The organism is Sphingomonas aerophila, assembly GCF_014199305.1.
GTDB classification, from domain to species: Bacteria; Pseudomonadota; Alphaproteobacteria; order Sphingomonadales; family Sphingomonadaceae; genus Sphingomonas; species Sphingomonas aerophila.
The window spans coordinates 274,347-299,100 of sequence record NZ_JACIJK010000002.1 but is presented as its reverse complement, the minus strand read 5'-3'; the positions used below and the strand labels follow the sequence as shown (position 1 = coordinate 299,100).

Annotated in this window: 25 protein-coding genes and 1 tRNA gene; 16 read left to right on the top strand and 10 right to left on the bottom strand. The window is 67.0% G+C overall.

The genetic code is table 11. From position 1 onward, the window contains the following. Positions 1-15 precede the first annotated feature (15 nt). From FHS94_RS04190 to FHS94_RS04175, 4 genes are all read left to right on the top strand, one after another. A complete protein-coding gene (locus tag FHS94_RS04190; protein WP_246348340.1) occupies positions 16-1,224 on the top strand; it encodes an HlyD family secretion protein in 1,209 nt (402 codons plus the stop codon). Next, the gene (locus FHS94_RS04185) at positions 1,224-2,828 is read left to right on the top strand and encodes a DHA2 family efflux MFS transporter permease subunit (RefSeq protein ID WP_184054970.1); all 1,605 of its coding nucleotides are present in this window, start codon (positions 1,224-1,226) and stop codon (positions 2,826-2,828) included. The genes FHS94_RS04190 and FHS94_RS04185 overlap by 1 nt, the downstream gene beginning before the upstream one ends. Further along, on the top strand, positions 2,828-4,372 hold the full coding sequence (locus FHS94_RS04180; protein WP_184054968.1) for an efflux transporter outer membrane subunit: 1,545 nt from the start codon (positions 2,828-2,830) through the stop codon (positions 4,370-4,372). Before FHS94_RS04185 ends, FHS94_RS04180 begins: the two co-directional genes overlap by 1 nt. 101 nt (positions 4,373-4,473) lie before the next feature. Further along, the gene (locus FHS94_RS04175) at positions 4,474-4,824 is read left to right on the top strand and encodes a response regulator transcription factor (protein WP_184054966.1); all 351 of its coding nucleotides are present in this window, start codon (positions 4,474-4,476) and stop codon (positions 4,822-4,824) included. Here the strand turns inward: FHS94_RS04175 and FHS94_RS04170 are convergent. Continuing rightward, positions 4,821-5,648, bottom strand: coding sequence for a methyltransferase domain-containing protein (locus FHS94_RS04170; RefSeq protein ID WP_184054964.1), 828 nt, complete (start codon positions 5,646-5,648; stop codon positions 4,821-4,823). The genes FHS94_RS04175 and FHS94_RS04170 overlap by 4 nt on opposite strands. Here FHS94_RS04170 and FHS94_RS04165 point away from each other — a divergent pair. The 5 genes from FHS94_RS04165 to FHS94_RS04145 all read left to right on the top strand — a co-directional run bounded on the left by FHS94_RS04165 (position 5,647) and on the right by FHS94_RS04145 (position 8,080). Then, positions 5,647-6,417, top strand: a complete 771-nt coding sequence (locus FHS94_RS04165) for a ComF family protein (RefSeq protein ID WP_184054962.1) — start codon at positions 5,647-5,649, stop codon at positions 6,415-6,417. The two genes, FHS94_RS04170 and FHS94_RS04165, sit on opposite strands and share 2 nt — an antisense overlap. A gap of 31 nt (positions 6,418-6,448) precedes the next feature. Beyond that, the gene (gene grxC / locus FHS94_RS04160; protein WP_184054960.1) at positions 6,449-6,706 is read left to right on the top strand and encodes a glutaredoxin 3; all 258 of its coding nucleotides are present in this window, start codon (positions 6,449-6,451) and stop codon (positions 6,704-6,706) included. Then, positions 6,703-7,524, top strand: coding sequence for a nitrilase-related carbon-nitrogen hydrolase (locus tag FHS94_RS04155; RefSeq protein WP_184054958.1), 822 nt, complete (start codon positions 6,703-6,705; stop codon positions 7,522-7,524). Before grxC ends, FHS94_RS04155 begins: the two co-directional genes overlap by 4 nt. Beyond that, positions 7,521-7,955 (top strand): DUF1178 family protein, encoded by a 435-nt coding sequence (locus FHS94_RS04150; protein WP_184054956.1) that lies wholly within the window; start codon positions 7,521-7,523, stop codon positions 7,953-7,955. The genes FHS94_RS04155 and FHS94_RS04150 overlap by 4 nt, the downstream gene beginning before the upstream one ends. Positions 7,956-8,003: 48 nt before the next feature. Then, positions 8,004-8,080 (top strand) — tRNA-Arg (locus FHS94_RS04145). 8 nt (positions 8,081-8,088) lie between these two features. Here FHS94_RS04145 and FHS94_RS04140 read toward each other — a convergent pair. From FHS94_RS04140 to FHS94_RS04125, 4 genes are all read right to left on the bottom strand, one after another. After that, the gene (locus FHS94_RS04140; RefSeq protein WP_184055291.1) at positions 8,089-9,417 is read right to left on the bottom strand and encodes a sensor histidine kinase; all 1,329 of its coding nucleotides are present in this window, start codon (positions 9,415-9,417) and stop codon (positions 8,089-8,091) included. Positions 9,418-9,460: 43 nt separating this feature from the next. Next, the gene (locus FHS94_RS04135) at positions 9,461-10,180 is read right to left on the bottom strand and encodes a response regulator (protein ID WP_184055289.1); all 720 of its coding nucleotides are present in this window, start codon (positions 10,178-10,180) and stop codon (positions 9,461-9,463) included. 71 nt (positions 10,181-10,251) lie between these two features. Beyond that, positions 10,252-10,728 (bottom strand): EF-hand domain-containing protein, encoded by a 477-nt coding sequence (locus FHS94_RS04130; RefSeq protein ID WP_184054954.1) that lies wholly within the window; start codon positions 10,726-10,728, stop codon positions 10,252-10,254. A 117-nt stretch (positions 10,729-10,845) separates the two neighbouring features. Next, positions 10,846-11,619, bottom strand: a complete 774-nt coding sequence (locus tag FHS94_RS04125) for a thioesterase family protein (protein ID WP_184054952.1) — start codon at positions 11,617-11,619, stop codon at positions 10,846-10,848. Between the two features lie 193 nt (positions 11,620-11,812). Between FHS94_RS04125 and FHS94_RS04120 the strand changes: the two genes are divergently transcribed. Next, positions 11,813-12,916: a hypothetical protein gene (locus FHS94_RS04120; protein WP_184054950.1), complete on the top strand. Its 1,104-nt coding sequence runs from the start codon at positions 11,813-11,815 to the stop codon at positions 12,914-12,916. Between the two features lie 6 nt (positions 12,917-12,922). Here the strand turns inward: FHS94_RS04120 and FHS94_RS04115 are convergent, their stop codons facing one another. The 3 genes from FHS94_RS04115 to FHS94_RS04105 form a co-directional block, all read right to left on the bottom strand. After that, positions 12,923-13,624 (bottom strand): glutathione binding-like protein, encoded by a 702-nt coding sequence (locus FHS94_RS04115; protein ID WP_184054948.1) that lies wholly within the window; start codon positions 13,622-13,624, stop codon positions 12,923-12,925. Further along, entirely contained in the window at positions 13,621-14,838 is a 1,218-nt protein-coding gene (locus FHS94_RS04110; RefSeq protein ID WP_184054946.1) for a TCR/Tet family MFS transporter, read from the bottom strand. Before FHS94_RS04110 ends, FHS94_RS04115 begins: the two co-directional genes overlap by 4 nt. A 176-nt stretch (positions 14,839-15,014) precedes the next feature. Beyond that, a complete protein-coding gene (locus tag FHS94_RS04105) occupies positions 15,015-16,244 on the bottom strand; it encodes a TetR/AcrR family transcriptional regulator (RefSeq protein ID WP_184054944.1) in 1,230 nt (409 codons plus the stop codon). 125 nt (positions 16,245-16,369) lie between these two features. On the opposite strand from FHS94_RS04105, the gene FHS94_RS04100 reads away from it, so the two are divergent. From FHS94_RS04100 to FHS94_RS04075, 6 genes are all read left to right on the top strand, one after another. After that, a complete protein-coding gene (locus FHS94_RS04100) occupies positions 16,370-17,650 on the top strand; it encodes an acyl-CoA dehydrogenase family protein (protein ID WP_184054942.1) in 1,281 nt (426 codons plus the stop codon). 58 nt (positions 17,651-17,708) lie between these two features. Continuing rightward, the gene (locus FHS94_RS04095; RefSeq protein ID WP_184054940.1) at positions 17,709-18,791 is read left to right on the top strand and encodes a Zn-dependent alcohol dehydrogenase; all 1,083 of its coding nucleotides are present in this window, start codon (positions 17,709-17,711) and stop codon (positions 18,789-18,791) included. A 1-nt stretch (position 18,792) separates the two neighbouring features. Further along, entirely contained in the window at positions 18,793-19,830 is a 1,038-nt protein-coding gene (locus FHS94_RS04090) for a phosphotransferase family protein (RefSeq protein WP_184055288.1), read from the top strand. Positions 19,831-19,833: 3 nt separating this feature from the next. Further along, the gene (locus FHS94_RS04085; protein ID WP_184054938.1) at positions 19,834-20,598 is read left to right on the top strand and encodes an SDR family NAD(P)-dependent oxidoreductase; all 765 of its coding nucleotides are present in this window, start codon (positions 19,834-19,836) and stop codon (positions 20,596-20,598) included. Between the two features lie 11 nt (positions 20,599-20,609). Further along, positions 20,610-21,398, top strand: coding sequence for an SDR family NAD(P)-dependent oxidoreductase (locus FHS94_RS04080; RefSeq protein WP_184054936.1), 789 nt, complete (start codon positions 20,610-20,612; stop codon positions 21,396-21,398). 83 nt (positions 21,399-21,481) lie between these two features. Next, on the top strand, positions 21,482-22,621 hold the full coding sequence (locus FHS94_RS04075; protein WP_184054935.1) for an energy transducer TonB: 1,140 nt from the start codon (positions 21,482-21,484) through the stop codon (positions 22,619-22,621). Between the two features lie 8 nt (positions 22,622-22,629). Here FHS94_RS04075 and FHS94_RS04070 read toward each other — a convergent pair whose 3' ends face one another. Further along, entirely contained in the window at positions 22,630-23,520 is an 891-nt protein-coding gene (locus tag FHS94_RS04070) for an acyl-CoA thioesterase (protein WP_184054933.1), read from the bottom strand. A 33-nt stretch (positions 23,521-23,553) separates the two neighbouring features. Next, positions 23,554-24,681, bottom strand: coding sequence for an acyl-CoA dehydrogenase family protein (locus FHS94_RS04065; RefSeq protein WP_184054931.1), 1,128 nt, complete (start codon positions 24,679-24,681; stop codon positions 23,554-23,556). Between the last annotated feature and the right edge of the window lie 73 nt (positions 24,682-24,754).

The following is a 24,754-nucleotide window of genomic DNA, read 5'->3' as shown; positions in this document are numbered from 1 at the left end:
CATAAAGGAACAGGGATGAGCGAACCGCGCCACGATGACGAGGGCGATCTCGACCAGCAACGGTCTGAGGATGAGAAGGGGACGCGCGAGAATACCCGCCGTGACGACGTCGCAGACGGTCAGGAACAAGACGGCTCGGATGGCGACGACGACGATGACGAGAAGGAGGCCAAGCCTCCGGTCTACAAGCGGCCGCTGTTCTGGTTCATCCTGATCCCGGTCGTCGCCGCGATCGTGATCGGGGGCACACTGTACTGGCTGCATGCGCGCAAGTTCCAGTCCACCGATGACGCGTTCGTCGATGCTCACATTGTTCGCATCTCTCCCGAGGTGGCCGGGCAGCTTATCGCAGTAGAGGACGTCGACAACCGGCACGTCAAGGCAGGTCGCCTGCTCGCCGTGGTCAAGCCTACAGGCGCACAGGCGCAGCGAGCAGAGGCGCAGGCCGGCGTGGTCGAGGCACAGGCGCAATATGCCCAGTCGCTCGCGCAGATCGAGGCGGCGCAGGCAACCGCTCGCCAGCAACAAGCGGCCGCGCGCGCGCCGCTCGCGGCCGCGGTCAAGGCGCAACAGGACCTGGCGCGGTATGAAGCCCTGTTGAGGGCCGATCCCAATGCGGTCGCGGCGCAACAGCTGGACCAGGCGCGCGCAACCGCCCGGCAGACCGCCGCAGAGGCTGCCGCCGCGAGGCGTCAAGCAGCAACGGCACTGACCCAGGTGGTCGTCGCCCGTCGCGGTGCGGAGGCGTCGCGGGCCGGTATCAACACTAGTCGCGCGCGGGTGCAGCAGGCTGACGTCACGTTGTCGGACCTACAGCTGCGAGCGCCGGTTGCGGGCCAAGTGGTGAACCGGACGGTCAATGTCGGCAGTTATGTCTCGCCCGGGACCAACCTGATGGCGGTGGTACCCGACCGGATGTGGATCACGGCCAATTTCAAGGAGACCCAACTGACCCTGATGAGGATCGGCCAGCCGGTTACCATCAAGGTCGACTCCTTCCCCGACGTCGAGTTTCACGGCCATGTTGATTCCATCCAGCGCGGGGCAGGGCAGGCGTTCTCTGTGCTGCCTCCGCAGAATGCGACGGGCAACTTCGTGAAGGTCGTCCAGCGAGTACCCGTGCGCATCGAGTTCGACCGTGGTCCCGACGGCAAGGCGCCCGACCCACGCCAGTTCCCGCTTGGCCCCGGCATGTCGGTCGTACCAACCGTGAAGGTGCGCTGATGGTAGCCGCCAAGCGTGCCGATGGCTGGGACCCCAGCAGGTCGGTCGCGGGACGCTATTCGCCGTGGCTGATCGTGGCGATCATCTCCATCCCGACGTTCATGGAGGTGCTCGACACGTCCATCGCCAATGTCGCGCTTGATCATATCGCGGGCGGGTTGTCGGTCTCCAACGATCAGGCAACCTGGGTGCTGACGAGCTATCTGGTCGCCAATGCGATCGTGATCCCGATCTCAGGCTGGCTGTCCGACGCGATCGGCCGCAAGCGGTACTTCCTGATCTCCATAGCGCTGTTCACGGCGTCGTCGCTGATGTGCGGGCTGGCGCCCAACCTCACCACGCTGGTCATCGCGCGGGTGCTGCAGGGCGTCGGCGGCGGCGGGCTGGCGCCGGTCGAGCAATCGATGCTGGCGGACACCTTCCCACCGGCAAAGCGCGGCATGGCCTTTGCCGCGTTCGCCATCGTGGTGGTGGTAGGGCCGGTACTGGGCCCGACGCTGGGCGGATGGATCGTCGACTATTCGACCTGGCACTGGGTGTTCCTGATCAACGTTCCGATCGGGATTGGAGCCTGGTTCCTGGCCGAGTTGTTCGTGGACGAGCCTGAGCCGCTGGTGAAGGAGCGCCAGAAGCGGCTGAAGAAGGGCCTGCGCATCGATTATGTCGGCGTGGCGCTGGTCGCGCTTGGGCTAGGCTTCCTGGAGATCACGTTTGATCGCGGTGAGCGGGAGGATTGGTTCTCAAGCCCCATGATCCTGGGGTCGGCGGTGATCGCCGGCGTGTCGCTGATCGCGCTGTTCGTGTGGGAGTGGAACCATGAGGATCCGGTCGTCGACCTGAAGCTGCTGAAAAATCGCAACTTCTCGCTGACGCTGACCGTCATGGCCATCACCGGCCTGATTCTGTACGGTACGACACAGCTGATACCGCAGCTTTTACAACAGGTTCTGGGATATTCCTCGCTCGACGCTGGATTGGCGTTGACCGCGGGCGGTGTGGCAACGCTGGTGATGGTGCCCTTCGCTGGAAGGCTGAGCGGGGTGGTCGATGTGCGTTTCCTGCTCTTCCCCGCGCTGATCGTGCAGGCGGCCGCGTTGTGGAACATGAGCCATCTCGACGCGAATATCAGTTTTTGGGATGCGGCGGTCGCGCGGCTGTACCAGGCGATGGCGCTGCCATTCCTGTTCGTTCCGATCAACGCGATCGCCTATGTCGGACTGCGACAGAACCAGACGGCACAGGCCTCCGCGTTGCTCAACGTGGCGCGTAATCTGGGCGGTACCTTTGGCATCTCCATGTCGCAGATGATGTTGCAAAACCGGCTGCAGGTGAACCAGTCGCACCTGGTCGAGGGCCTCAGTCCGATAAACCCGAACTACAATGAGTATCTCGGCACCGTCCGCGGCGCGGTAGCGGGGGTGGGCAATGATGCGAGCGGAGCGCCGCTGGGGGTCGTTTATGGCGAGGTTCAGCGACAAGCGACCATGCTTGCCTTTCTGGACGTATTTCGGACGTTGATGATCGTGGTGCTGGTGGTCGCGCCAGTCGTGTTCTTCATGCGATCGGGCAAGATGGGCGGCGGCCAACAGGGAGGCATGCATTGATGCGGCGGTGGTTGAAGCGGGCGAGCGGACCGCTAGCCGCGGCGGCGTTGGCGAGCGGGTGCACAGTAGGACCAAACTATCGGCCGCAAGATGTTGCCGTACCAGCGAAGTTTGTTGAAGCGCAGGCCATCCCCGCGCCGGGTGCGTCGATCGATCCCGCGACGTGGTGGCGCGCGTTCAATGACCCGGTGCTCGACAGGCTGGTCGAGCGGGCTCTGGCCGACAGCCCTGACATGGCGATCGCGGCATCACGGGTGCGGCAGGCGCGCCTGCAGGAGATCGCGGCCCGGTCGGCGGGGCTGCCACAGGTGAACGCCTCGACAGAGGCGACCCATGTCGAGTTCAGCAAAAACGCCGGCTTTTCCTCGATCGCCCGGTTGTTCTCCGGCGGGGGCGGCGGTGGAGCGTCGGGCGGTGGCCAGACCGGCGGCACCGGTGGCGGGCAGGGCGGCAGCAGCGGCATCGCGCTGCCTGGCAGCGGGATCACGACCTATGCCGCGGGCTTCGACGCCAGCTGGGAACTCGACATCTTCGGTGGTGTGCGACGGCAGGTCGAGGGTGCCCGCGCCCGAGCCGAGGCCGCCGAATGGAGCCGCCGCGATGCCGCGGTGACGCTGAGCGCGGAAGTGGCGCAGGCCTATTTTGCCCTCCGTCTCGACCAGATTACGGCTGCCACGATCGAGGCGGAAATCGCGCGCCAGACCCGCGCTCTGGAGATTGCGGGCAACATAGCACGCGCAGGGCTGGTCCCGCAGATCGACATTACCCGCCAGCGCGGGCAATTGACGAGCACGCAGGCGCGACTAGAGCCGGTGCAGGCCGACGCGCGCGTCCGCCTCCATGCGCTGGGCCTGCTGGTCGGCGGAGATCCGAGCGCCGTGGCAGCGGATCTGGCCGGGCCCGCCCCGACAGTGTCACCCGTGCCGATCATACCAGCGGGCTTGCCATCGGACTTGCTGCGCCGTCGTCCGGACGTGCGGGCGGCGGAGCGGGCGCTGGCTGCTTCAACTGCCGATATCGGCGTCGCTGTCGCCGACCTTTACCCGCGCTTCAGCCTGACGGGGGTGGCGCAACTGATCTCCACGTCTTTGTCGACCTTGTTCGAGCGTGACAGTCTGCAACTGACCGGTACGGGATCGGCACGCTTTCCCCTGATCGACTGGGGGCGGCGGCAAGCGACGGTGAAGATGCGGCGTGAGGACCGCGAGCAAGCCTATCAGCAATACCGCCAGGCGGTGCTGGGCGCCTTGCGCGATGTCGAGGACCCGCTCGCGCGGTTAGACGCGGAGCGCCGCCGTAATGAGGCACTACGCCGGGCCGTGGCCGATAATGAAGTCAGCGCCCGCGCGACGGAGGCGCAGTACCGCACGGGCTTCGTCGCGCAGGATGCCTTGCTGAACGCGGAAACGCAGGTGCTTGCGGCCCGCGAACAACTGGCGGCGAGCGACGCCCAACTACGGCAATCGACGGTGTCATTGTTCAAGGCCATTGGAGGGGGTTGGAGTGAGGACACCCCGCTTCCGCCAACCCCGTCCACCTCTTAGGAAATGGGTAAAACGGCCCGCAGCCTTGCTCTTGTAACCGTTTTCACCCATAGAAGTTCAATGCAACATAGATTATCGCAAGGCGCCGGGGCGCACTGCTCGTGACGATTTTGTTCGTCGAGCAGGACTTTGCCCGGCGACGAATGGTGAAGGACATGTTGGCGGCGTCGGGCGCCGTGTCAGTGGAGGTTCGCGGAGCGGCCGATCTGGCCGGAGCGAACGATGGCGGCATCAGCCTGGCGGTGGTTGAGGTCGAGAGCGACGGCGACGGGCTGACCGCGATCGAGCGCCTCCACCAACTCGGAGTAGTCCGCCCGACCATCATCGCGTTGGCGCAGGATGCCGATCTGATTCAGCCGAGCCGTTCCTTGGGCGCGGACGAAGTCCTGGTGGAACCGGTATCGATCGCCACGCTCTTCGAAGCGATTGGGCGACACCTGTCCCCGGCCTAATCCGTCTTCTTCAACACGGCGGCAAGCGATGCGGTTGCACTGCCGCGACGGGCGGGCTGGGGCTGCGACGCGTCTGGCGCCCAGCCCGTCAGATAGACCAGCGACAGATGCTCACGGGCGCGCTCACCGTCAGTCGTGAACGCGGCCGCGGTGCGGGCCAGTGCCGCGCGGCCAAGCGGCTGGCGCCCGACCAGGACGTTGGTGGACGCAGAGCCGCGCAAATCGGCCAGAAGTCGGCCGAGATCGCCATAGCCGATGTCGAGCGCCTCGCTGTCCGCGACAGGCAGCGCAAACCCTGCCCGCATCAGCAAGTCGCCTGCAGAGCGTACGTCGATCTGCGGGTGCAGCCGGGCGGCGGGGCGGTCCGGCTCACCGGCGCGCAGCGCGGCCCGCAGGGTCGGGAGGCTGCCCGCTCCGACAAAGGCACCCAGGAACAGCCCGTCCGGTCGCAACACGCGTCGAACAAGGGTCAGCGCGCCGGGGAGGTCGTTGACTTGATCGAGCACGCCGGCGCTGATCACCAGGTCGAAGCTTCCGTCTGCAAAGGGCAAGCGGTCCTCGTCGCCCTGCACGCCGCCAGCCGCGCGTGCGAAGCCGAAGCCGGCGTCGAGGCGGGCGACGCGGGTGCCGGGCCCGAGATCAAGCGAGCCGTCGAAACAGCCAAGGTCCAGGGCATCGTGGAACTCGCGTCGCACCGCGGCCAGGCGCTCAAGGATTCCCTCCACCATCATCTCGCGCACGAAAGCATGGTCGGCGAAGTGTTTTGCGGCCCGATCACGGTGTCGGCGGCGGGCGGAGCGGCTGAAGATCTCTGGCGGGGTCATGCGTGGACTGCTTGTGGCGCCGGCGCCAACCGGCGACAAGGGGCCGGTGAACCGCGCAGCCATCCTGCTGGCCCGTACCGTCGTCGACTTGGCACTCCCGCCGCGCTGCCCAGGCTGCGGCGCGATCGTCACTGCGCAGCATCGCTTCTGTGCCGGATGCTGGGGCGAACTGCGCTTCCTGGGGCCGCCATGGTGCGCGGGGTGCAACCAGCCGTTCGATTTCGACCGCGGTGACGAAGCGCGCTGCGCCGCTTGCCTGGAACGCCCGCCGCGCCACGCTGGCGTTCGCGCCGCCGTCGCCTACGGGCCGGTCGCCCGTACGCTCGCCCTTCGGCTGAAATATGCGGGGCGGCTGGGCTTTGCCACGGCCGCAGCGCAGGCGATGGCGCGACTGGTGCCGGACCGGGCGGAACTGCTGGTACCGGTGCCGCTGCACCGCTGGCGTCTGTGGTCTAGGGGGTACAACCAGGCGGGCCTGATCGCGTCGGCGCTGGCGCGCGCCAGCGGCGTGCCGTTTGACCCGGCCGGCCTGAACAGGAAACGGTCGACCAGTGTCTTGCGCGGCCTTGGCCGGCGCGGGCGGGCCAGGGCAGTTGCGGGGGCCTTTGCCGCCAGTGATCCGGCGCTGATCAAGGGCCGGTCGGTGGTGCTGGTCGATGACGTCTATACGACCGGGGCGACCGCTGACGCTTGCACGGCGGCGCTACTGTCTGCGGGTGCGGCGTCCGTCACCATTCTCTGCTGGGCAAGGGTTCTGCCCGACGATTGACAAGCTTGGCCGCAGACCACACCTGCCACGCATGGCACGGGTCGAAATCTACACCAAATCATTCTGCCCTTACTGCTCGCGGGCGATGAACCTGCTGCGGAGCAAGGGCGTCGAACCTGAAGAGTTCGACATCACCATGGGTGGCCCGAAGCGTGGCGAAATGCTGGGTCGGTCGAACGGACGCACCACCGTGCCGCAGATCTTCATCGACGGGCGGCATGTCGGCGGGTCGGATGACCTTGCCGCGCTGGACCGGGCAGGCAAGCTCGACCCGCTGCTGGCGGCATGAAGGTCGCCCTGCTGCAGATGACGGCGGGCATTGACCCAGCCGTCAATGCGGCGACCCTGAGCGATGCTGTGGCTGAGGCAGCCGGGGCCGGCGCGGCCATGCTGTTCACGCCCGAAATGTCGGGCCTGCTAGACCGTGATCGCGAACGGGCCGCGAGAAGCATCGTGGCGGAGGCGGATGACCCGGTGTTGGCGGCCGTACAAGCGGCGGCGGCGCACCACCACTGCTGGGTCCATCTGGGCTCGCTTGCCGTGCGGCGTCCGGACGGGCGCTACGCCAATCGCGGGTTCGTAATCGATGACGCCGGGGCGATCCGGGCGCGCTATGACAAGCTGCACCTGTTCGACGTCGATCTGCCCACGGGGGAGCGCTGGCGCGAGTCGGCTGCCTATGCGCCGGGCGAGAGTGCGGCCGTGGTGGACACGCCCGTCGGCTCTCTCGGTCTGTCGATCTGCTACGACTTGCGTTTCGCATTGCTCTACGCCGCGCTGGCTGATGCCGGCGCGGAGGTGCTTGCGATACCGGCCGCGTTCACCAGGCCAACGGGCCAAGCGCATTGGGAGACGCTGTTGCGGGCGCGCGCGATCGAGAACGCGTCCTTTGTGATCGCCGCCGCGCAGACCGGTGAGCACCAGGACGGGCGTGCGACGCACGGACATTCGCTAGTGGTGGACCCGTGGGGCAAGGTGTTGCTCGACATGGGCGAGGCGGCCGGGCTGGGCTTCGTTGCGCTTGACCCGGAGGTCACGGCGGCGGCGCGGGCTCGGGTTCCTGTCCTGGCGCATCGTCGCAGTATCCCGACGGTCACGCGAGCATGATCGTCTTCGACCTGCGCTGCAGTAGCGGCCACGTGTTCGAAGCGTGGTTCGGCTCGACAAGCGCCTGGGAGGAGCAGCGCGATGCGGGCCAGGTCCGCTGCCCGATGTGTGACAGCGCCTCAGTGGAAAAGGCGCTGATGGCGCCGAATGTGGCGGCAAAGTCGAACGGCCGCGCACAGCCGCCGGTGGATCCGGCCCAGGCCAAGGCGCTGCTCACCGCGCTTGCCGCGGCGCAGGCCAAGGCGCTGGAGGGATCAACCTGGGTAGGCGGCACCTTTGCAAGCCGCGCCCGGGCGATGCACGACGGGGAGGAGCCCGCGGCACCGATCCACGGCCAGGCGAGCCTTGCCGAAGCGAAAGCGCTGGTCGACGACGGCGTGCCCGTAGCCCCCTTGCCGCTGCCCGTCCCGCCGCCTGACAGGGTCAACTGACCCGGCGCTAGACCGGGCGCAAACGGCCGAGTATGGATGCGCTCGCGTGACTCCGTAGCTCAGCAGGATAGAGCATCAGATTCCTAATCTGAGGGCCACTGGTTCGAATCCAGTCGGGGTCACCACCTGATTTTCACGGTACGCGCGGCAAGGTGATCGTGGCGTCCAGGCCACCGCCGGCGCGGTTGACAAGGGTGATGTCTCCGCCAGCGTCACGGACGATCGCGCGGGCGAGTGTCAGGCCCAGGCCGCTGCCGCCAGTATCCCGATTGCGGGATGCTTCCAGCCGGGTGAATGGCTCGAACACGGTTGCGAGATGATCGGCGGGGATGCCGGGCCCGTCGTCTGCAACGGTGATTGCCACTCCATTGGGAGTTGCGTCGAGGCGCACGCGGGCGGTGCGGCCGTACTTCACCGCGTTCTCGACCAGATTGCGAAGCGCACGGCGCATCAGGGCGGGGCGAAGCCGCAAGGGCAGGCGATCCGTTTCCGGGAAGTCCACGTCCTTGCCCAAGTCGCGGAAGTCCTCCACCACCGCGTCGACCAGCGCGGCGAGGTCCACCTCTGTCGGCGGCTCGGACGGGCGGCCAAGTCGGGCGAGTGAGAGGATGTCGTCCAGGGTGCGGCTCATCTCCTCGATCGTATCGGCCATGCGTGCGCGATCAATATCGTCCTCGACCGACTCGATGCGGACGCGGAGCGCTGCGAGTGGTGTGCGCAGATCATGGCCGATCGCGCCGAGCATCCGGTCCTTTTCCTCCAACATAGCCGTAACTCGCAGTCGCAAGTTGTTGAAGGAGCTGACAAGCGCCGCAATGTCATCTGGCCCACGCACCGCCACGGGCGCGGCGTTGTCGCCGGGGCCGAAGCGCTCGGCCGCATGGGTCAGGTCTCGCAACGGGCGGGACAGTCTCCGCGCCGCCCACAGCACCGGCACCAGAATGGCGGCGTAAAGGATCAGGGTCTGCGCAAAGAGCCGCCAGAAGATGCGCATCCCGCCGCCATCATCCCAGGGGACAACGATGCTGAGCCAGCCGCGACCGGGCTGCTCGATCGCGATCAGCAACGCTTCGGTCGGACGATTGACGAAGCCGCGTGGCGCCCCGCCGCGACGCCCGCCTGCGCGGCCGAACAAAGCGTCGTCCGCCGCCGTCCAGGCACGAACGCCGGTGTCAATGCGACCTGCCTCGACCCCAAGTTCGCGCAATTGATCGTGGAGTTCGCGCGCAATCTCACCCTGGCGTTCAAGGCCGGGGGGAACGGCGTTGCGCCCTACCCGGCGGATGCGGCCACGTTCGCGGGTCAGGGGCCGACCCTGCGCTTCCCGCTCCAGCGCGTCGACCACGCGGGTCGCCACCGGCCGCGTCGCCTGCGCGAGGCGGAACTGAGCCCGCTCCCGAAGAACAAGGGTGAAGTTGACCGCCTGCGCCACGAACAAAGACAGCGCGATCAGCACCGCCATCTGCCCGGCGAGGCTGCGGGGCCAGAGCCGGATCACCGGCGGCTCACAAGCGGGTCACCTCTGCCGCGAGCGTGTAGCCGCCGCCCCACACCGTTTTGATGATCTCCGGCGACTTGGGATCGGCCTCGATCTTGCGGCGCAGGCGGCTGACTTGGTTGTCGATGGCGCGGTCAAAGGCGGCGGCCTCTCGACCTTGCGTCAGGTCGAGCAGCTGATCGCGGGTGAGGACCTGACGTGGGCGCGTAATAAGCGCCAGCAACAGGTTGTATTCGCCCGTTGATAGCGGAACGGAGACGCCGCCCCGATCGACCAGGACGCGCTCGCCCGACCGCAACAGCCAACCGGCAAATGCGTAGGATCCGCTTTCGGGTGCATGCTGGCGCGTGCCGCCGGCATTGGCGCGCCGCAGCACCACCTTGACCCGCGTCGCAAGCTCCCGCGGGGAGAACGGCTTAACCACATAATCGTCCGCGCCCATTTCCAGCCCGACGATGCGGTCTGTCTCCTCCGCCTTGGCCGTCAGCAGGATCACAGGCGTGTCGCTGGTTGCGGCGATGTGGCGGCACAGCGACAGCCCGTCCTCGCCCGGCATCATGATGTCGATGATGGCGAGGTCGATCGCATAGGCGGTGAGCCGCGGCCGCGCGCTTTCTGCATCGGCCGCCTGGGTGACACGAAAGCCCTGGCGGGTCAGATATTGGGCGAGCGGCTCCCGGATGGAGCGTTCGTCATCAACGAGGAGCAGGTGGGGTGTGTCGCCCATGGCGTCCGCATGTAGCATGGCAGCGGCTCCAGGTAAGCGCCTGCGGGCAGGGATGCCGCCCGCAGGCCTGGTCAGTGTTGCTTGGCGCCGTTGACGGGCGGCGGGGGTGGAGCCGATCGGTCGTCAGAGCCCCGGTAAGGGCGTGCCGCGGCCATCTCGTCTGCATCGATGTTTCCATCATGGTTGGCATCGATCCGGTCGAAGCGGCTCATCGACAAGGTGCGAAACTGGTCGCGGCTGATCGGACCGCTGGGCGGGGCAGGTGGAGTGTTGTTGACGCGCGGTGGGGGGACGTCGGTTGTCATTGAGCGCCGGCCCATGCCGCGCATCGGCATCTCATCATTGCCCAGCAAACCGTCCCCGTTGACGTCCAGGCGGGCAAAGCGGCTATCGACCTGCGCCTGATATTCGGCGCGGCTGATCTTGCCATCGCCGTTTGTATCCGCCCGCTGCATCCCGCCGCCACGCGGGGCCGGCCCCTCCTGAGCCGCGGCCCCGGCCGCAAGGGTCGCCGACCCGAGCGCGACTGCCCACACCCACTTCACCATCCTATAGCTCCTCACGTCAGGGCACATTGCCCGGCATGTGCTTGGTAGATGGGCGCTTTATGTCGCGATCATATGTCATGCCGGGCGCGAAGTGTCGCAAATTGTAGCGCCGGCGGGTCAGGCAAACAAAGCAACGCTCTGCATCTGCTCCGCCACGGGGGCGCCGCTAGCGGACCAGATGGCCATGTTCTGGCTCGACGTGCCAGCACGCGTGAAGTCGCTCGTCGTGCGCATCAGGAACCAGCCCTGGTCAGTCTTCGGTTGGGCGAGCAGGTTGAGCTGCCATGTCATTGAGCTGACCGGGGCATGGCCGCCGACGAGCCGCAACGCCGCGGGTGGCAGGCAATCGGCGACTGCGACCAACTCTACCTCCGGATCAAGTCCGTCGCGCTCCGCCAGGCGAACCCAGCGCAGCCAGTCGGCGGGGCCGAGAGTGGCGTCGCGGCAGTCGAGCATCTCGAAATGCTGGGTGAACGCGACCTGTGGCAGGCCGCGGCTGATCGGATCGCCGGGTTCTGGCGACGCGACGGCCGGTGCGGTCGCAGCGACATGATGGACGGCGGACTCGAGCGCACGCATGAAAACGAACGTGGCGGTCAGGCCGAGACCCGCCTCACTGGCCACATCCACCCGCACGAAGGCAGCGTTGCGCCCTCGCCGGAGCAGCATGGGGGACAGTCGGACCTCTCCGGCGAGTGGCCCGACAAAGGCGACCAGCGCGGAACGCAGCGGTGGCAGGTCGGGATGGGCGAGCTTGGCCGCGTGGAGGGCAAGCGCTGTCGAGAAGCCGCCATAGGCGGTACGACCCTGCAACCAGCTGTCGGGCACGCCCGCACGCCAGCCATCGCCATCGGACTGTAAGGCCGCGAGGACGGCGGCTAGATGGGTCATTGCTGTTGGTGCCGCCGGGCGGAGTGGATCGCAACGTCGGTGGGCGCGAACGGGCAGAGCATGGCGGAGAAGCTATGCCATGCAGGACGCGGGCGCCATACTTCCCTTGGTAATCGCGCCGGTAACGATGTTCGGCAGCGCAGCCTTCAGCAACCACGACCTAGTGAGCCCCGATCAGAACGGGGACACTTGCATGAAGCGGTACGTGACAGCGGCGACGGCCGCCTTGCTGGTGCTTGGCTCGGCGCAGCCAGCCTGGGCGGGCGACGTTGTGCTGCAGCCGGTGCCGGTCGGGCGCGAAACCATGCGCTTCGACCACGGGATTGTGACGTTGGACTTACAGGGGCGCGGCGCGGCGGTGCAGGTCACGCCGCGTGGACAGCAGCATGGCAGTTGGGTGTTCGACGTCGCAGTGCTGAACACGGGCACGTTGCCGGTCAACTTCAGCCGGGACAACATCTCCGTCGCCACTGGTACGCTGCCCGTTGCCCTGCTCACCCCGCAGCAACTGGTGCACAAGGCCAAGAAGCGCGCTTTCTGGCGGGCGATGGCGGTGGCGGCGGTAAGCGGCATCGCTGCGGGTGTCATGGCCAGCCAGGACGCCAGCTACAAGACGCGCACGAACTGGTCCGCCGGCGGTTCGCGCGGATCGTTCCGGTCGGTGACGACGGGCCCCAGCCTGTTCGGCCAGCTTCAGGCGGCGCAGCTTTCCCAGGATAGCAGGTTCGCGATCGCGGCGATCCAGCTCCAGCTCGACAGGACGCGTCAGGACATTGGTGACCGGGCCGTTGAATTGACCACCGTCGACCCAGGCACCAGCTATGGCGGGCAGATCGTGCTCGACAAGCTGAAGCCCGGTGCGTTGCCGCAGCAGGTCGCGATCACGGTGGCCTGGAACGGCGAGATCTTTCCCTTCGCCTTCCAGCTTGCGCCCGCTGGCACGCCGCAACAGGCGTTCCCGACGACGATACCCCTCACTTCACCCGCCGCCACGCCGATCCCGGCCGTGGTGCCGGCCGCAGTCCCTGTCGCGCCCGAGCCGATGCGGGTCGCGGCCATGGCTCCGGCGCCGTCGGTGGCGGCGGTCAGGGCGGCTACGGCTCGTGCCGCTGCGCTGGCGCCAGTGCCGGTCGCTTCCGTGCCGGTCCCTTCCATGCCGATCACGGCACTAGCGGTGTCCGCGCCCGTGCCCGTCGGGGGCGGGCTGACCGAGGCGGAGCGGTATCAGCAGCGCCTGGCTGCCGCCCGCGGGGTGCGCGGGCGGGAAGCGCGTCAGGGCTGGACGATCAGCGACTGATCCTGCTCAGCGGGTGCCGGTGGTCGCGTCCTGACCGAACAGGACGCGCCGCTGCTCGTCCGTCATCGGGGCGGGTGCAGGCTGGATCTCCGCACCCCTGGCATAGGCGGCCTGCGTGGCGGGCCGGGCGGCGATCGTGTCGAACCAGCGGTGGAGGTTGGGGAAATCCTCCAGCCGCTGCCCTTGCGCCTCAAATGGTACAATCCAGGGATAGGCGGCCATGTCGGCGATCGAATGATCGCCTGCCACGAACTGCCGGTCGGCCAGACGGCGGTCGAGCACGCCGTAGAGCCGGTTCGTTTCCTTGACGTAGCGATCGACCGCGTAAGGGATCTTTTCAGGTGCGTAGCGGGCGAAATGGTGGTTCTGACCCGCCATGGGGCCAAGGCCGCCCATCTGCCACATCAGCCATTGCAGTACCTCGAACCGCCCGCGCGCATCCGCCGGCAGGAAGCGGCCGGTCTTTTCGGCGAGATAGATCAGGATCGCGCCCGACTCGAAGATACTGATCGGTTCGCCCCCGCCGATCGGGTCATGGTCGACGATCGCCGGCATCCGATTATTGGGTGCGATGGCGAGGAAGTCGGGCCGGAATTGCTCACCCGTGCCGATGTTCACGGGGTGGATGGTGTAGGGGAGTCCCGTCTCCTCAAGCAACAGTGTGATCTTGTGGCCGTTGGGCGTGGGCCAGTAATGCAAGTCGATCATGCAGCAACTCCGGGTGAACGAGCTGCTAACTGGGATGCGGGCACCAGCAGCGCAATGATCAGGCCGGTGGAGGCGATCAAGGCGGCGGCCACCAGGAACGCCGCGCCGTCCAGCCCATGGCGGGCGCCCCAGCCCAGCGTTTGCGCGGCGATCAACGGGCCGATGATGGCGGCCACGGAGTTCATGGAGCCGATACCACCCTGCAAGGAACCCTGGCGTGTCGCGTCGACCATGCGGGAAAGCAGCCCGTTGAGCGCGGGCCAGGTCACCTGTCCCAGCGCGCCGATCAAGAAGAACGCGTAGACTTGCCAGCCTTGGGTGGCGAAAGCGTTGGCGACCAGCGTTGCTGCCCCGCTGAACAGGCCAACCAGCGCGGTACGCCGCTCACCCAGCCGTGCCACGAGCCGCTTGGTGACGAACACCTGGACCAGCGCCGACAGTAAACCGACCCAGGCAAGGCTGAGGCCGATCGCGGTGGCGTCCCAGCCGAAGCGGATCGCCGCCCAGAACGCCCATGTCGCCGGGTACACGACGCTGCCCAGCTGCCAAAGAAACCACCCGACGAGCAGCGGCCCCGCGTTTCCTGCCTGGAACAAGGGGCGGAACGCCCCCACCACATGCGCGTCGCGAAGCCGGAACGGGCGGCGGTTTTCTTCCTTCAGGGTTTCGGGGAGGAAGAACAGCATCAGCAACGCGTTGATGCCCGCCAGGATCGCAGCGACCACGAACGGTGCTCTTGGGCCAAGGTCGGACACCAGCCCGCCCAGCGCAGGGCCGATGATGAAGCCCACGCCGAACGCTGCGCCCAACAGGCCAAAGCTGCCGGCACGCTTCTCTGGTGGGGTGGTATCCGCGATCACTGCGCTCGCCGGGGCGATCGTGGCCCCGGCCAGCCCGGCGATGAAGCGGCCGACGAACAGCCACAGGAGGTTGGGGGCGAGCGCCATCAGCGCGCAGTCGATGGCGAATGCGGTCATCGCGCCCACCAGCACCACGCGCCGCCCGAAGCGGTCGGACAGGTTGCCGAGCACCGGGCCTGCGAAAAACTGCGCAATTGCGAAGGTCGCCATCAGCCAGCCTGCAATACGGCTGGCAGAAGGCAGGTCCATATGCCCGAGATGAGTCACCAGCGTCGGCAGCACGGGCATGACGATTCCGAACCCGACAATGTCGATCGCCACGCCGGTGACGGCGAGCGCAACGGCGCGGTTCATGGGCGGGCCCCGGCACGATGTGACATGCACGCCACCTACGCGATCCGGTGCCGGCACGCGACGGGTTTCCGCTGGCGTGGGCGGGCCTGGAGCGGCCAGCGTCCAGTCAGCACGCCCGTACAATCCTGGCGATGCCAGCTCTCCTTGCCGGTCAATCAACCGAGCAACTTACCGGATCAGTCGGTCAGCACGCGATCATCGAACAGCCCGAACAGAATCGTCGACGCGTACATGGCGATCGCACGCGAGCGCGGCATGGTGGCGGCCCATTTCCGCATGTCGAACGCCGCATTCTGCATCGCCATCAGCGCTTGCGCCGCGATCAGCGCGTCCACCGCGCGGCAGGAACCCTCTGCCACGCCGTCCATGATCGTTCCGGCATAGCGGCGGGCGATGCCGTTCGACCGATCGATCATCGCCGCGCGCACAGCTTCGGGCAGTCCGGACAGCGCCGTGGTGCGCAGCAGGGGAGCGCGTTCCGCGAACTGGATATCGAGCAGTGTTGCAACAATGCTCGACAGACGCTGCCAGTAAGTGCCGCCCTCCCGATCGGCCAGGCGCTGTGCATCGACGATTGTGTCAAAGCTGCGCTGGTAGCAGGCGATTACCAGCTCATCCTTTGCGTCGAGATGGTGGTAGAAGCTGCCCTTGGTGACGTTCAGTTCGGACGCGATGCGCTGGACGGAGGCGCCGCGGTAACCGCGTTCATTGATCAGGCGCGTGGCGGCAAGAAGGAATGCGGCCCGGCCGGGCTCTGCCTCCTCATGCTGCAGGTCAATGGTGGATGGCGCCCAGCGGTCATCTGGTGCAGCGACGCCACCAGCGAACACATCCATCAGGCGCGCCTCGACGCGCGGGTATTGATCGGGTTCGTAGCGGGTCAGCCATGCCGGCAACCAGAAAATGTTCTCCAGCAGAACATGCGCGCGTGCACCGTTCAGGTCGGTCGCGGCGCGGCTGGCCGGGGAGCCCCAGAGACTGCGGGTACGCCGGAACACCTCTCGCCAATCCGCCATCAACCTCGCGCGGATTGGCTCTTCAGTGGCGCGAAGGTCGGACAGAACCGCGAACGCGGTCTCCTCGCCCCGGTTGATCCGGGACAGGCGTGCCATGTTGAGCGCAAGAAATCGTGCCACCCGTTCACGCGGGGTTGGCTGCTCCAGCGCGGCGTCGAGCATCACCAGGAGGGAGTCGAGCGTATGCTCGAACGCGGCAGCCGCCAGGTCTTCCTTGCGCTTGAAATAATAGGTGACGCTGGTGGTGTTCAGCCCGACACGCCGCGCGACGTCGGCAAAGGTCATGCCCTTTGCGCTTTGTTCGTTGATGGCTTCGGCCGCCGCGGCGAGGATCGCGTCGCGCTTTGCCCGGAACCGCTTGGTGCCCCCGTCATCCTGCTGTGTTGCCATGCGCGGGACCCTACCAAGCTTTGTTCGAACGGAAAGCCGCTTTGTTGCGCGGCGCTGGAACGGCTTTACCGAAAACGCGGTATGGCCTAAACCCCCGACCACACAACCGACGGAGGGTGAGGGCGATGGATTTCACGCTGAACGAGCGGGAGACCCATTTCCGCGACCGGGTCCGCGCCTTCATCGAGGCGGAAATCGCGCCGCGTGATGCGGAGTACCACCAGCAGGAGCGAGAAGGAGAGCGCTGGAAGGTTTTGCCCGTCATCGAGGAGGTGAAGGCCAGGGCGAAAGCGGCCGGGCTGTGGAATTTGTTCATGCCGCCGCACTCAGGTGCGCCGCCGGTGGACAACAGCTTCCGGTTCGAAGGAGCGCAGCTCTCGAACCTTGAGTATGCGCTTTGCGCCGAAGAGATGGGGCGGATCGGCTGGGCGTCCGAATGCTTCAACTGCTCGGCGCCGGATACCGGCAACATGGAGGTGTTCCACCGCTACGGCACCGCCGAGCAGAAGGAGCGCTGGCTTCGGCCCCTGATGAACGGCGAGATTCGGTCTGCCTTCCTGATGACCGAGCCGGCCGTGGCAAGCTCCGATGCGACCAACATCGAGACCCGGATCGAACGCGGTGGCGACGAATATGTGATCAACGGCCGCAAATGGTGGTCGAGCGGCGTCGGTGATCCCCGATGCAAGGTCGCCATTGTCATGGGCAAGACGAGCTTCGAGGGCTCTCCGCATACGCAGCAATCGATGATCCTGGTGCCGATGGATGCGCCCGGGGTGACGATCGAGCGGATGTTGTCGGTTTATGGCTATGACCATGCGCCGCACGGGCATGGCGAGGTTGTGCTGGAGAACGTGCGCGTTCCGGCGGCCAATCTGTTGCTGGGCGAGGGGCGTGGCTTTGAGATCGCGCAGGGCCGGTTGGGTCCGGGCCGCATCCACCATTGCATGCGCACCATCGGCGTGGCGGAAACCGCGATCGAGGCGATGGCGCAGCGGCTGCTGTCCCGTGTCGCTTTCGGCAAGCCGATCGCGAGCCATTCGATCTGGGAGCAGCGCCTTGCACGCGCGCGCATCGACATAGAAATGACGCGCCTGCTGTGCCTGAAGGCCGCCGACATGATGGACAAGGCCGGCAACAAGGCGGCGCAGCTAGAGATCGCGATGATCAAGGTGCAGGCGCCCACCATGGCGTTGCAGATCCTGGACGACGCCATTCAGGCGCATGGCGGCGGCGGCGTGTCCGACGATTTCCCGCTCGCGCATCAATGGGCGGCGATGCGAACCTTGCGCTTCGCCGACGGGCCGGACGAGGTCCACAATCGAGCGATCGCGCGACACGAGTTCGGCAAACATGGCGAGCATCGGGCCGGCAACGACCGGGCGACCGCGCGGGCGGCGGAATAGGCGACCCGGTCTACCCGTCTTTCGGAGCAGGACCAGACGATGATGATGGAGTGATCGCTTGAAAGCCGCCGTTCTGTTTGAGGCCAAGACCCCGCTCAGCATTGAGGATGTCACGATCGATGCGCCGGCAGCGCACGAGGTGCTGATCCGCACCGCCGCGGTCGGCGTGTGCCGGTCGGACCTGCACTTCGTCGACGGCGCCTACCCGCACGCGATGCCCACCATTCCCGGCCACGAGGCAGCTGGCGTGGTCGAAGCGGTCGGCAGCGAGGTGCGGACGGTGAAGGTTGGTGACCATGTCGTGACCTGCCTGTCCGCCTTTTGCGGCCAGTGCGAATTCTGCGTTACCGGGTGCATGTCGCTGTGCATCGATCCCAGCGTCAAACGGCCCCGCGGGGCGCCGCCCCGGCTGCGGCTGGGCGAGCGACCCGTGGCGCAGATGCTCAACCTGTCTGCCTATGCCGAGCAGATGCTTGTTCATGAGCATGCATGCGTCGCGATCGATCGCGACATGCCGCTCGACCGTGCCGCGATCCTGGGCTGCGCGGTGACGACGGGTGCGGGCGCGGTGTTCAACGCGGCGGCGGTTGTGCCCGGCGAAACGGTGTGCGTGGTCGGCTGCGGAGGCGTCGGCCTGGCGGCGGTCAACGCGGCAAGGATCGCAGGCGCGGGAAAGGTGATCGCGGTTGACCCGGTGGCCGACAAGCGCGCCATCGCGACCAAGCTCGGGGCGACCCATGTAGTCGACGCGTTGTCGGACACGGCAATCGAGCAGGTGGTCGAGATCAGCCGCGGCGGCGTCCACCATGCGATCGAGGCGGTGGGGCGACCGCAGTCCGCCGCGACGGCCGTGAAGGTGTTACGTCGGGGTGGAACCGCGACGATCCTGGGCATGATGCCCTTGTCCGAACAGGTCGGCCTGTCGGCGCTGGACCTGCTTGCCGACAAAAAGCTGCAAGGCGCGCTGATGGGACGCAATCACTTTCCCGTCGACCTGCCCCGGCTGGTCGACTTCTATCTGCGCGGTGATCTGGACCTGGATACCATCATCGCCGAACGCCTGCCGCTGGAGCAAATCAACGATGCCTTCGACACGCTTCGCCACGGCGACGCCACTCGGACGGTGATCACCCTTGGTTGAGATGGAACAAGCACTGGAGCCGGTCGGTGACCTCGACAGCGAGCGGCTGACGGCATGGCTGGCCCAGAACGTCGACGGGTTCGCCGGCCCGCTCAGCTATGGCAAGTTCCCAGGCGGGCAATCGAACCCGACCTATCGCATCGACGCGGCGAGCGGCGCTTATGTGCTCCGCCGAAAGCCGTTCGGGGTGTTGCTGCCGTCTGCCCATGCGATCGAGCGTGAATATGGGCTGATCCGGGGGCTGCACCCGACTGGCTTTCCCGTCGCGCGACCTTTCGGGCTGTGCGAGGACAGCGGCGTAATTGGCGCGCCGTTCTACGTGATGGAGTTGGTCGAAGGGGCGACCTACTGGGATGGCTCGCTGGCCGGCTTCACGCCGGAGCGGCGCAGGGCCGTGTACCATCAGATCGTGGACCGATTGGCCGAGCTTCATTCGGTCGATTACGCCGCGGCCGGGCTAGAAGCTTTTGGGAAACCCGGCAGTTATTTCGGGCGGCAGGTGGCGCGTTGGACCAAGCAGTATCGCCTGTCACAGACCGATGACCTGCCCGTCGTCGAACGCTTGATCGAGTGGCTGCCCCGCACGCTCCCCGAACAGACCCGAACCGCCATCGTCCATGGCGACTATCGCATCGACAATCTGATATTCGATCCCGAAACCGACCGCGTCTCGGCGGTGCTGGATTGGGAGCTGTCCACGCTGGGCGACCCAATGGCCGACCTGTCGTACCTGCTGATCAACTGGGCGATCCCGGCGAGCGGGGCGGCGACAGTGGGCGGCATCACGGGCCCGGAGACGGGCATCCCGACGCTGGACGAGATGGCGGAGCGCTATTGCGCGGCGACTGGGCGGGACCGGGTGCCCAAGCTCGACTGGTATTTCGCCTTTGGCCAGTTCCGGCTGATGAGCATCGTGCAGGGCATCAAGAAACGCGTGCTCGACGGCAACGCGTCCAATGCCCAAGCACAGGCCCATGCCGCGCGCGTCCCGATGCTGGCGGAGAGCGCCTGGACGTTCGCGCAGCGGGCAGGGGCCTGAGCGATGTCGCTGTTCGACCTGACCGGCAAAGTCGCGATCGTGACCGGATCGACGCGCGGGATCGGCCGCGCTTCGGCGGAGGCTCTGGCAGATCACGGCGCCCGGGTCGTTATCTCCAGCCGCAAGCAGGACGCCTGTGACGCGGTCGCGGCGGCGATCAACGATCGGCATGGAGAAGAGCGGGCCATCGCGATCGCGGCCAGCATCTCCGATAAGCCAGCGCTGGAGCGACTGGTTGCGCAAACCCGGGCAAGGTGGGGGCAGGTCGATGTGCTCGTCTCCAACGCGGCATCCAACCCCTATTATGGCCCGCTTGCCGGGATCGCGGATGAGCAGTTCCGCAAGATCATGGACAACAATGTTCTGTCCACCCACTGGCTTATACAGCTCGTCGCGCCCGAGATGCGGACGCGCGGGGAAGGATCGATCGTAATCATATCGTCGATCGGCGGGTTGCGCGGATCGTCGGTGATCGGCGCGTATAACGTGTCCAAGGCAGCCGACCTGCAACTCGCGCGAAACTACGCTGTCGAGTTCGGCCCCGACAATGTCCGGGTGAACTCGATCGCGCCCGGCCTGATCCGGACCGACTTCGCCCGCGCGCTGTGGGAAGACCCGGAACGGATCAGGGCGGCGAACGAGAGCGTGCCGCTGCGCCGGATCGGGGAGGCTGACGAGATTGCTGGCGCGGTGGTGTTCCTGGCCGGCCCCGCAAGCCGCTTCATGACCGGGCAGGTCATGGTCATCGACGGCGGGGCAACGATCTGACGGAGGTGGCGATGCGGTTCGCGGGCAAATCGATCATCGTCACGGGCGCCGGTTCCGGCATCGGTCGTGCCGCGGCGGTCGCCTTCGCGGCGGAGGGTGGCCGTGTCGTGGTGGCGGATCGGACGGAGGGCGCCGAGGAAACGGCAGCAATGATCGGCGCTGCAGCCGTGCCGATCCGGATGGACGCGGCGGACGAGGCGGATGTGGTCCGGGCAGTGGCGCTGGCTTGTGACCGGTTTGGCGGTCTTGACGTCATGTTCGCCAACGCCGGCATCTCGGGCGGGCTCGCGAACCTGTTCGACACGTCGGTGGAGCTGTTTGCCGATGTGCTGAGGGTGAACCTGATCGGGCCGTTCCTCGCCATCAAGCACGGCGCGCCGAGGATCGCGGACCGTGGCGGCGGCGCCATCGTGTTGACCGCCAGCGTCGCCGGGATGCGGTCGGGCGCCGGATCGCCGGCCTATTCGGCATCGAAGGCAGGCGTCATCAACCTTGCCCAGGTCGCGGCGCAGCAGCTTTCTGGATCCAACGTGCGGGTCAACGCCCTGTGCCCTGGCCTGACCGAGACCGGGATGACCCAGCCCACCTTCGATTACGCGCGCGAAGCGGGAAAGCTGGACCGTGTCGGCCGCCTCAACCCCCTTCGCCGCGGCGCCAAGGCCGAAGAGCTGGCGCGCGCCGCCCTTTTCCTCGCCTCCGACGCAGCGAGCTATGTCAACGGCCAGGCGCTGGCGGTGGACGGTGGGCTGTCGTCCAGCCACCCCGTGACCCGTCAGGAATATGGCAAGACCGCCGTCTGACATGCGGCAGTCGTGCTGACCGGCTAGTTTCGTCACGGCCGCGCCGCTAGCGTACGCCAAACTGTTAGGGGGAGGGTGACAGGATGGCGGGTGAGCGTGCGACAACGGCCGGAGCCGGGCTGTTCCTGTCTGCTGCGGCCGGGTCAATCGTCGTACTGGCTCCGCCTGCGATCGGCATGGCACCCCCGAGCGTGCTTGCGCCGACAGCCCCGAGCCTGAACTTGGTCAGCTGGGCGGTGGAAAACGTCAGTTGTGACGACGGCGCCAAACCGCTCTTCGCCCGCGCGCCCGATGTTGCGCCATCCTTGGACTATGGCTCCGCCTCGTCGGCGCTGACCGCATCGTTCCGGATCGCAGCTGACGGCCGGCCGCTCAGTGTCAAGCGCGAGGGCAATGGATATATCAGCAACGCCAGCGACGTCTTGCCGGCGCTGGTCGCAGCCCGGTTCGCAGCCGGGCAAGCACACGCCGCTTGCTCGATCCGCTTTGCCTCCATTCAGCAGCCTGTCGCAAGTGCGTCGCCTGACCTTGCGACGGAATACTCCATGTTCCCGAACGGGCAGCCGCCGCGCGAGCTGTGGGAACGTACCAGACCGCTTGGCAGTGATTGCTTTGAGCCGGCTCCGGAACCGAGGCTGCGCGCTTTTCCGGCGTTCAAGGAACTTCCAGGTGAGCCCGGCCGGCGCAACTGGAGCATGATCGGGTTCGACCTCGACGCGAGCGGGAAGCCGGTACGGCCGGCGGTGGTTGCGGGATCCGGCAACGCGGCACTCGACGCGGCGTCGGTGCGGGCGGTGGCCGCGAGCCGGTTCGAAGCGGGCGCACGTCATGGTTGCCGCTATCCTTATTACCGCAACGCAGTGGTGCTGCCCGCGCCACCGCCACCCAGCCAGGAGAGCTTGCGGCCGGCGGGGTCAACCTGCCCGGACCTGCCCTTTGTTCAGCCGCCAACGCTGACCTTCCCCGAGGAATACAGGACGCGCAGCATCGAGGGCTGGGCCGTGCTCGCCTTTGACGTCGCGCCCTGGGGTGAGATCGGCAACATTCGCGTCCTGGCGGCAGAGCCGGCAGCCGCGTTCGGGGAATGGGCCAAGCAGGTCATCGGCAATGCGCGCAAGCCGGCCGGGCGCACCGGCTATGTCGATTGCACCGACCGCGTGTTGTTCAAAATGGGCCCGACAGCCCGTATCACGACCACTACAGCCTCGGCACCCCACTCCTGATCCATACGTTAGCCGCGCTGTCGGATAAGGCCCTCCTGCGCGACGCTGGCGACCAGCCGCCCGTCCTGGCTGAAGATGCGGCCGCGGTTCATGCCGCGCGCATGGCCCGCCCATGGACTGTCGCAGGCGTATAAGAGCCACTCGTCGGTGCGGAATGGCTCGTGCAGCCAAAGCGCATGGTCCAGGCTGGCAGTCTGGATGCTGGACGTCATCCAGTTCACGCCATGGGGCAGCATGGACGTCCCCAACAGTGTCATGTCCGATGCATAGGCGAGGATGGCCCGATGCGTATCGCCATCCGCCTGAACCGGGGCGGCGAGGCGAAACCAGCTATACTGCTGGGGATCGCTGACCTGCGGGCGAAACCAGCTGCGTGGATTGACGGGCCGGATCTCGATCGGCCGGGCACGCAGGAGGTGGCGCCGGAACTTCTCCGGGATCGCATCCGCCTGTTCTCGGCGAAGTTCCGACTCGGGTCGCAGTGCATCTGGGCCGGGCACGTCGGGCATCGCGTCCTGATGGTGCAGGCCGTCCTCCGCGACCTGGAAGGAGGCTGCGAGATTCAGGATCGGCTGGCCGCGCTGCATCGCGATCACCCGGCGAGTGGCGAAACTGCGCCCGTCGAAATCGCGCACGACGCGAAAGATGATGGGGAAATCCTCATCGCCCGGCCGCATGAAATAGGCGTGGAGCGAGTGGGCGGCCTTGCCCTCCGTTGAGCGTTGCGCGGCCTGAAGCGCCTGCGCGATCACCTGGCCGCCGAACACCCGCCCGACACCGCCGGGCTGGCGCCGCCCGCGATACAGGTCTGCGTCGATCTCCTCCACGGTGAGCAGGTCGACCAGTGCCTGGGCGAGCTCTGCGGGCGGGGTGTCGTCGGGCGCTTCGGTATCCGTCATGGCTGCGGGGAAAGCGGATGCACCGCCCGTCCGTCAATAGCCAGCTGCACGCGCCAGTCGGTCGGCATGGTAATTGGTGTCGCCAAACATCTCCGCCAGCACACGCGCGCGCTTCATGAAAAAGCCGATGTCATATTCGTCGGTCATGCCGATGCCGCCGTGCATCTGGACGCCCTCCTGCACCGCCAGGGTAGTCGCGAGCCCGGTCTGCGCCTTGGCCACGGACACCGCCGTGTCGGCGTGAGGACTTCCGGCGTCGAGCAATTGCTGCGCCTTCAGCACTGCGGCACGGGCGACCTCCGTCTCGCTATACAAATGTGCGGCGCGATGCTGGAGCGCCTGGTAGCTGCCAATCAGCGTGCCGAACTGCTTGCGCTGCTTCAGGTAGGACAGTGTCATGTCGGCTGCGCCCGCGGCGACGCCCAGCATTTCTGCGGAGGCCCCGGCGCGACCGGCGCGGAGCAGCCGGTCCAGAGGCTCGCGGCCGGCGTCGACTTCCCCGATGACCGCGTCGGCATCGACGGTGACGCCCTCCAGCGTGACGCGCGCGGCGATGCTGGCATCAGCCAGCCGCTCTGGCGTCGCGGTCAGGCCGGCGGCGTCGCGCGGCACGGCGAACAGGGTAACGCCATCGCTGTCGTGGTCGCCGCCGGCCGTGCGTGCCGCGACCAGCAGCAGGTCGGCGACGTGACCATGGGTGACGAATTGCTTGGCGCCGGTCAGGCGAAAGCCGTTGCCGGCTCGCTCCGCGCGGGTGGACACCGCATCGCCATGCTTCGCGCGCTCATCGACCGCAAGCGCCGCGACCGTGTCGCCCGCCAGGATACCGGGAAACCAGCGATCCGCATGGGGCGTGTTCTTCAGCGCCTCGACGGCCGCGACTGCGGTAGTGAGAAAGGGCGAGGGGGTCAGGTTACGGCCAATCTCCTCCAGCACGACGCCCGCTTCGACATGGCCCAGCCCCAGGCCGCCAGCATTTTCCCCGATCAGGATGCCAGTGAAGCCCATCTCGGCAAAGCTCTTCCACAGGTCGCGCGAGAAGCCTGTCGGGTCGTTCGCATCGCGCAGCCCTCGAAGGTGCGACACGGGGGCATGTTCGGCAACGAAGTCCTTCGCCGTGTCATGGAGCATCTGTTGTTCGTCGTTGAGGAAAAGCGGCATGTTCGTTCTCGTCATCGGGCGCGGCCGGGACGAAAGTGCCGAAGGCCGCGCTGCTTGGCTCTGGACCCCGACC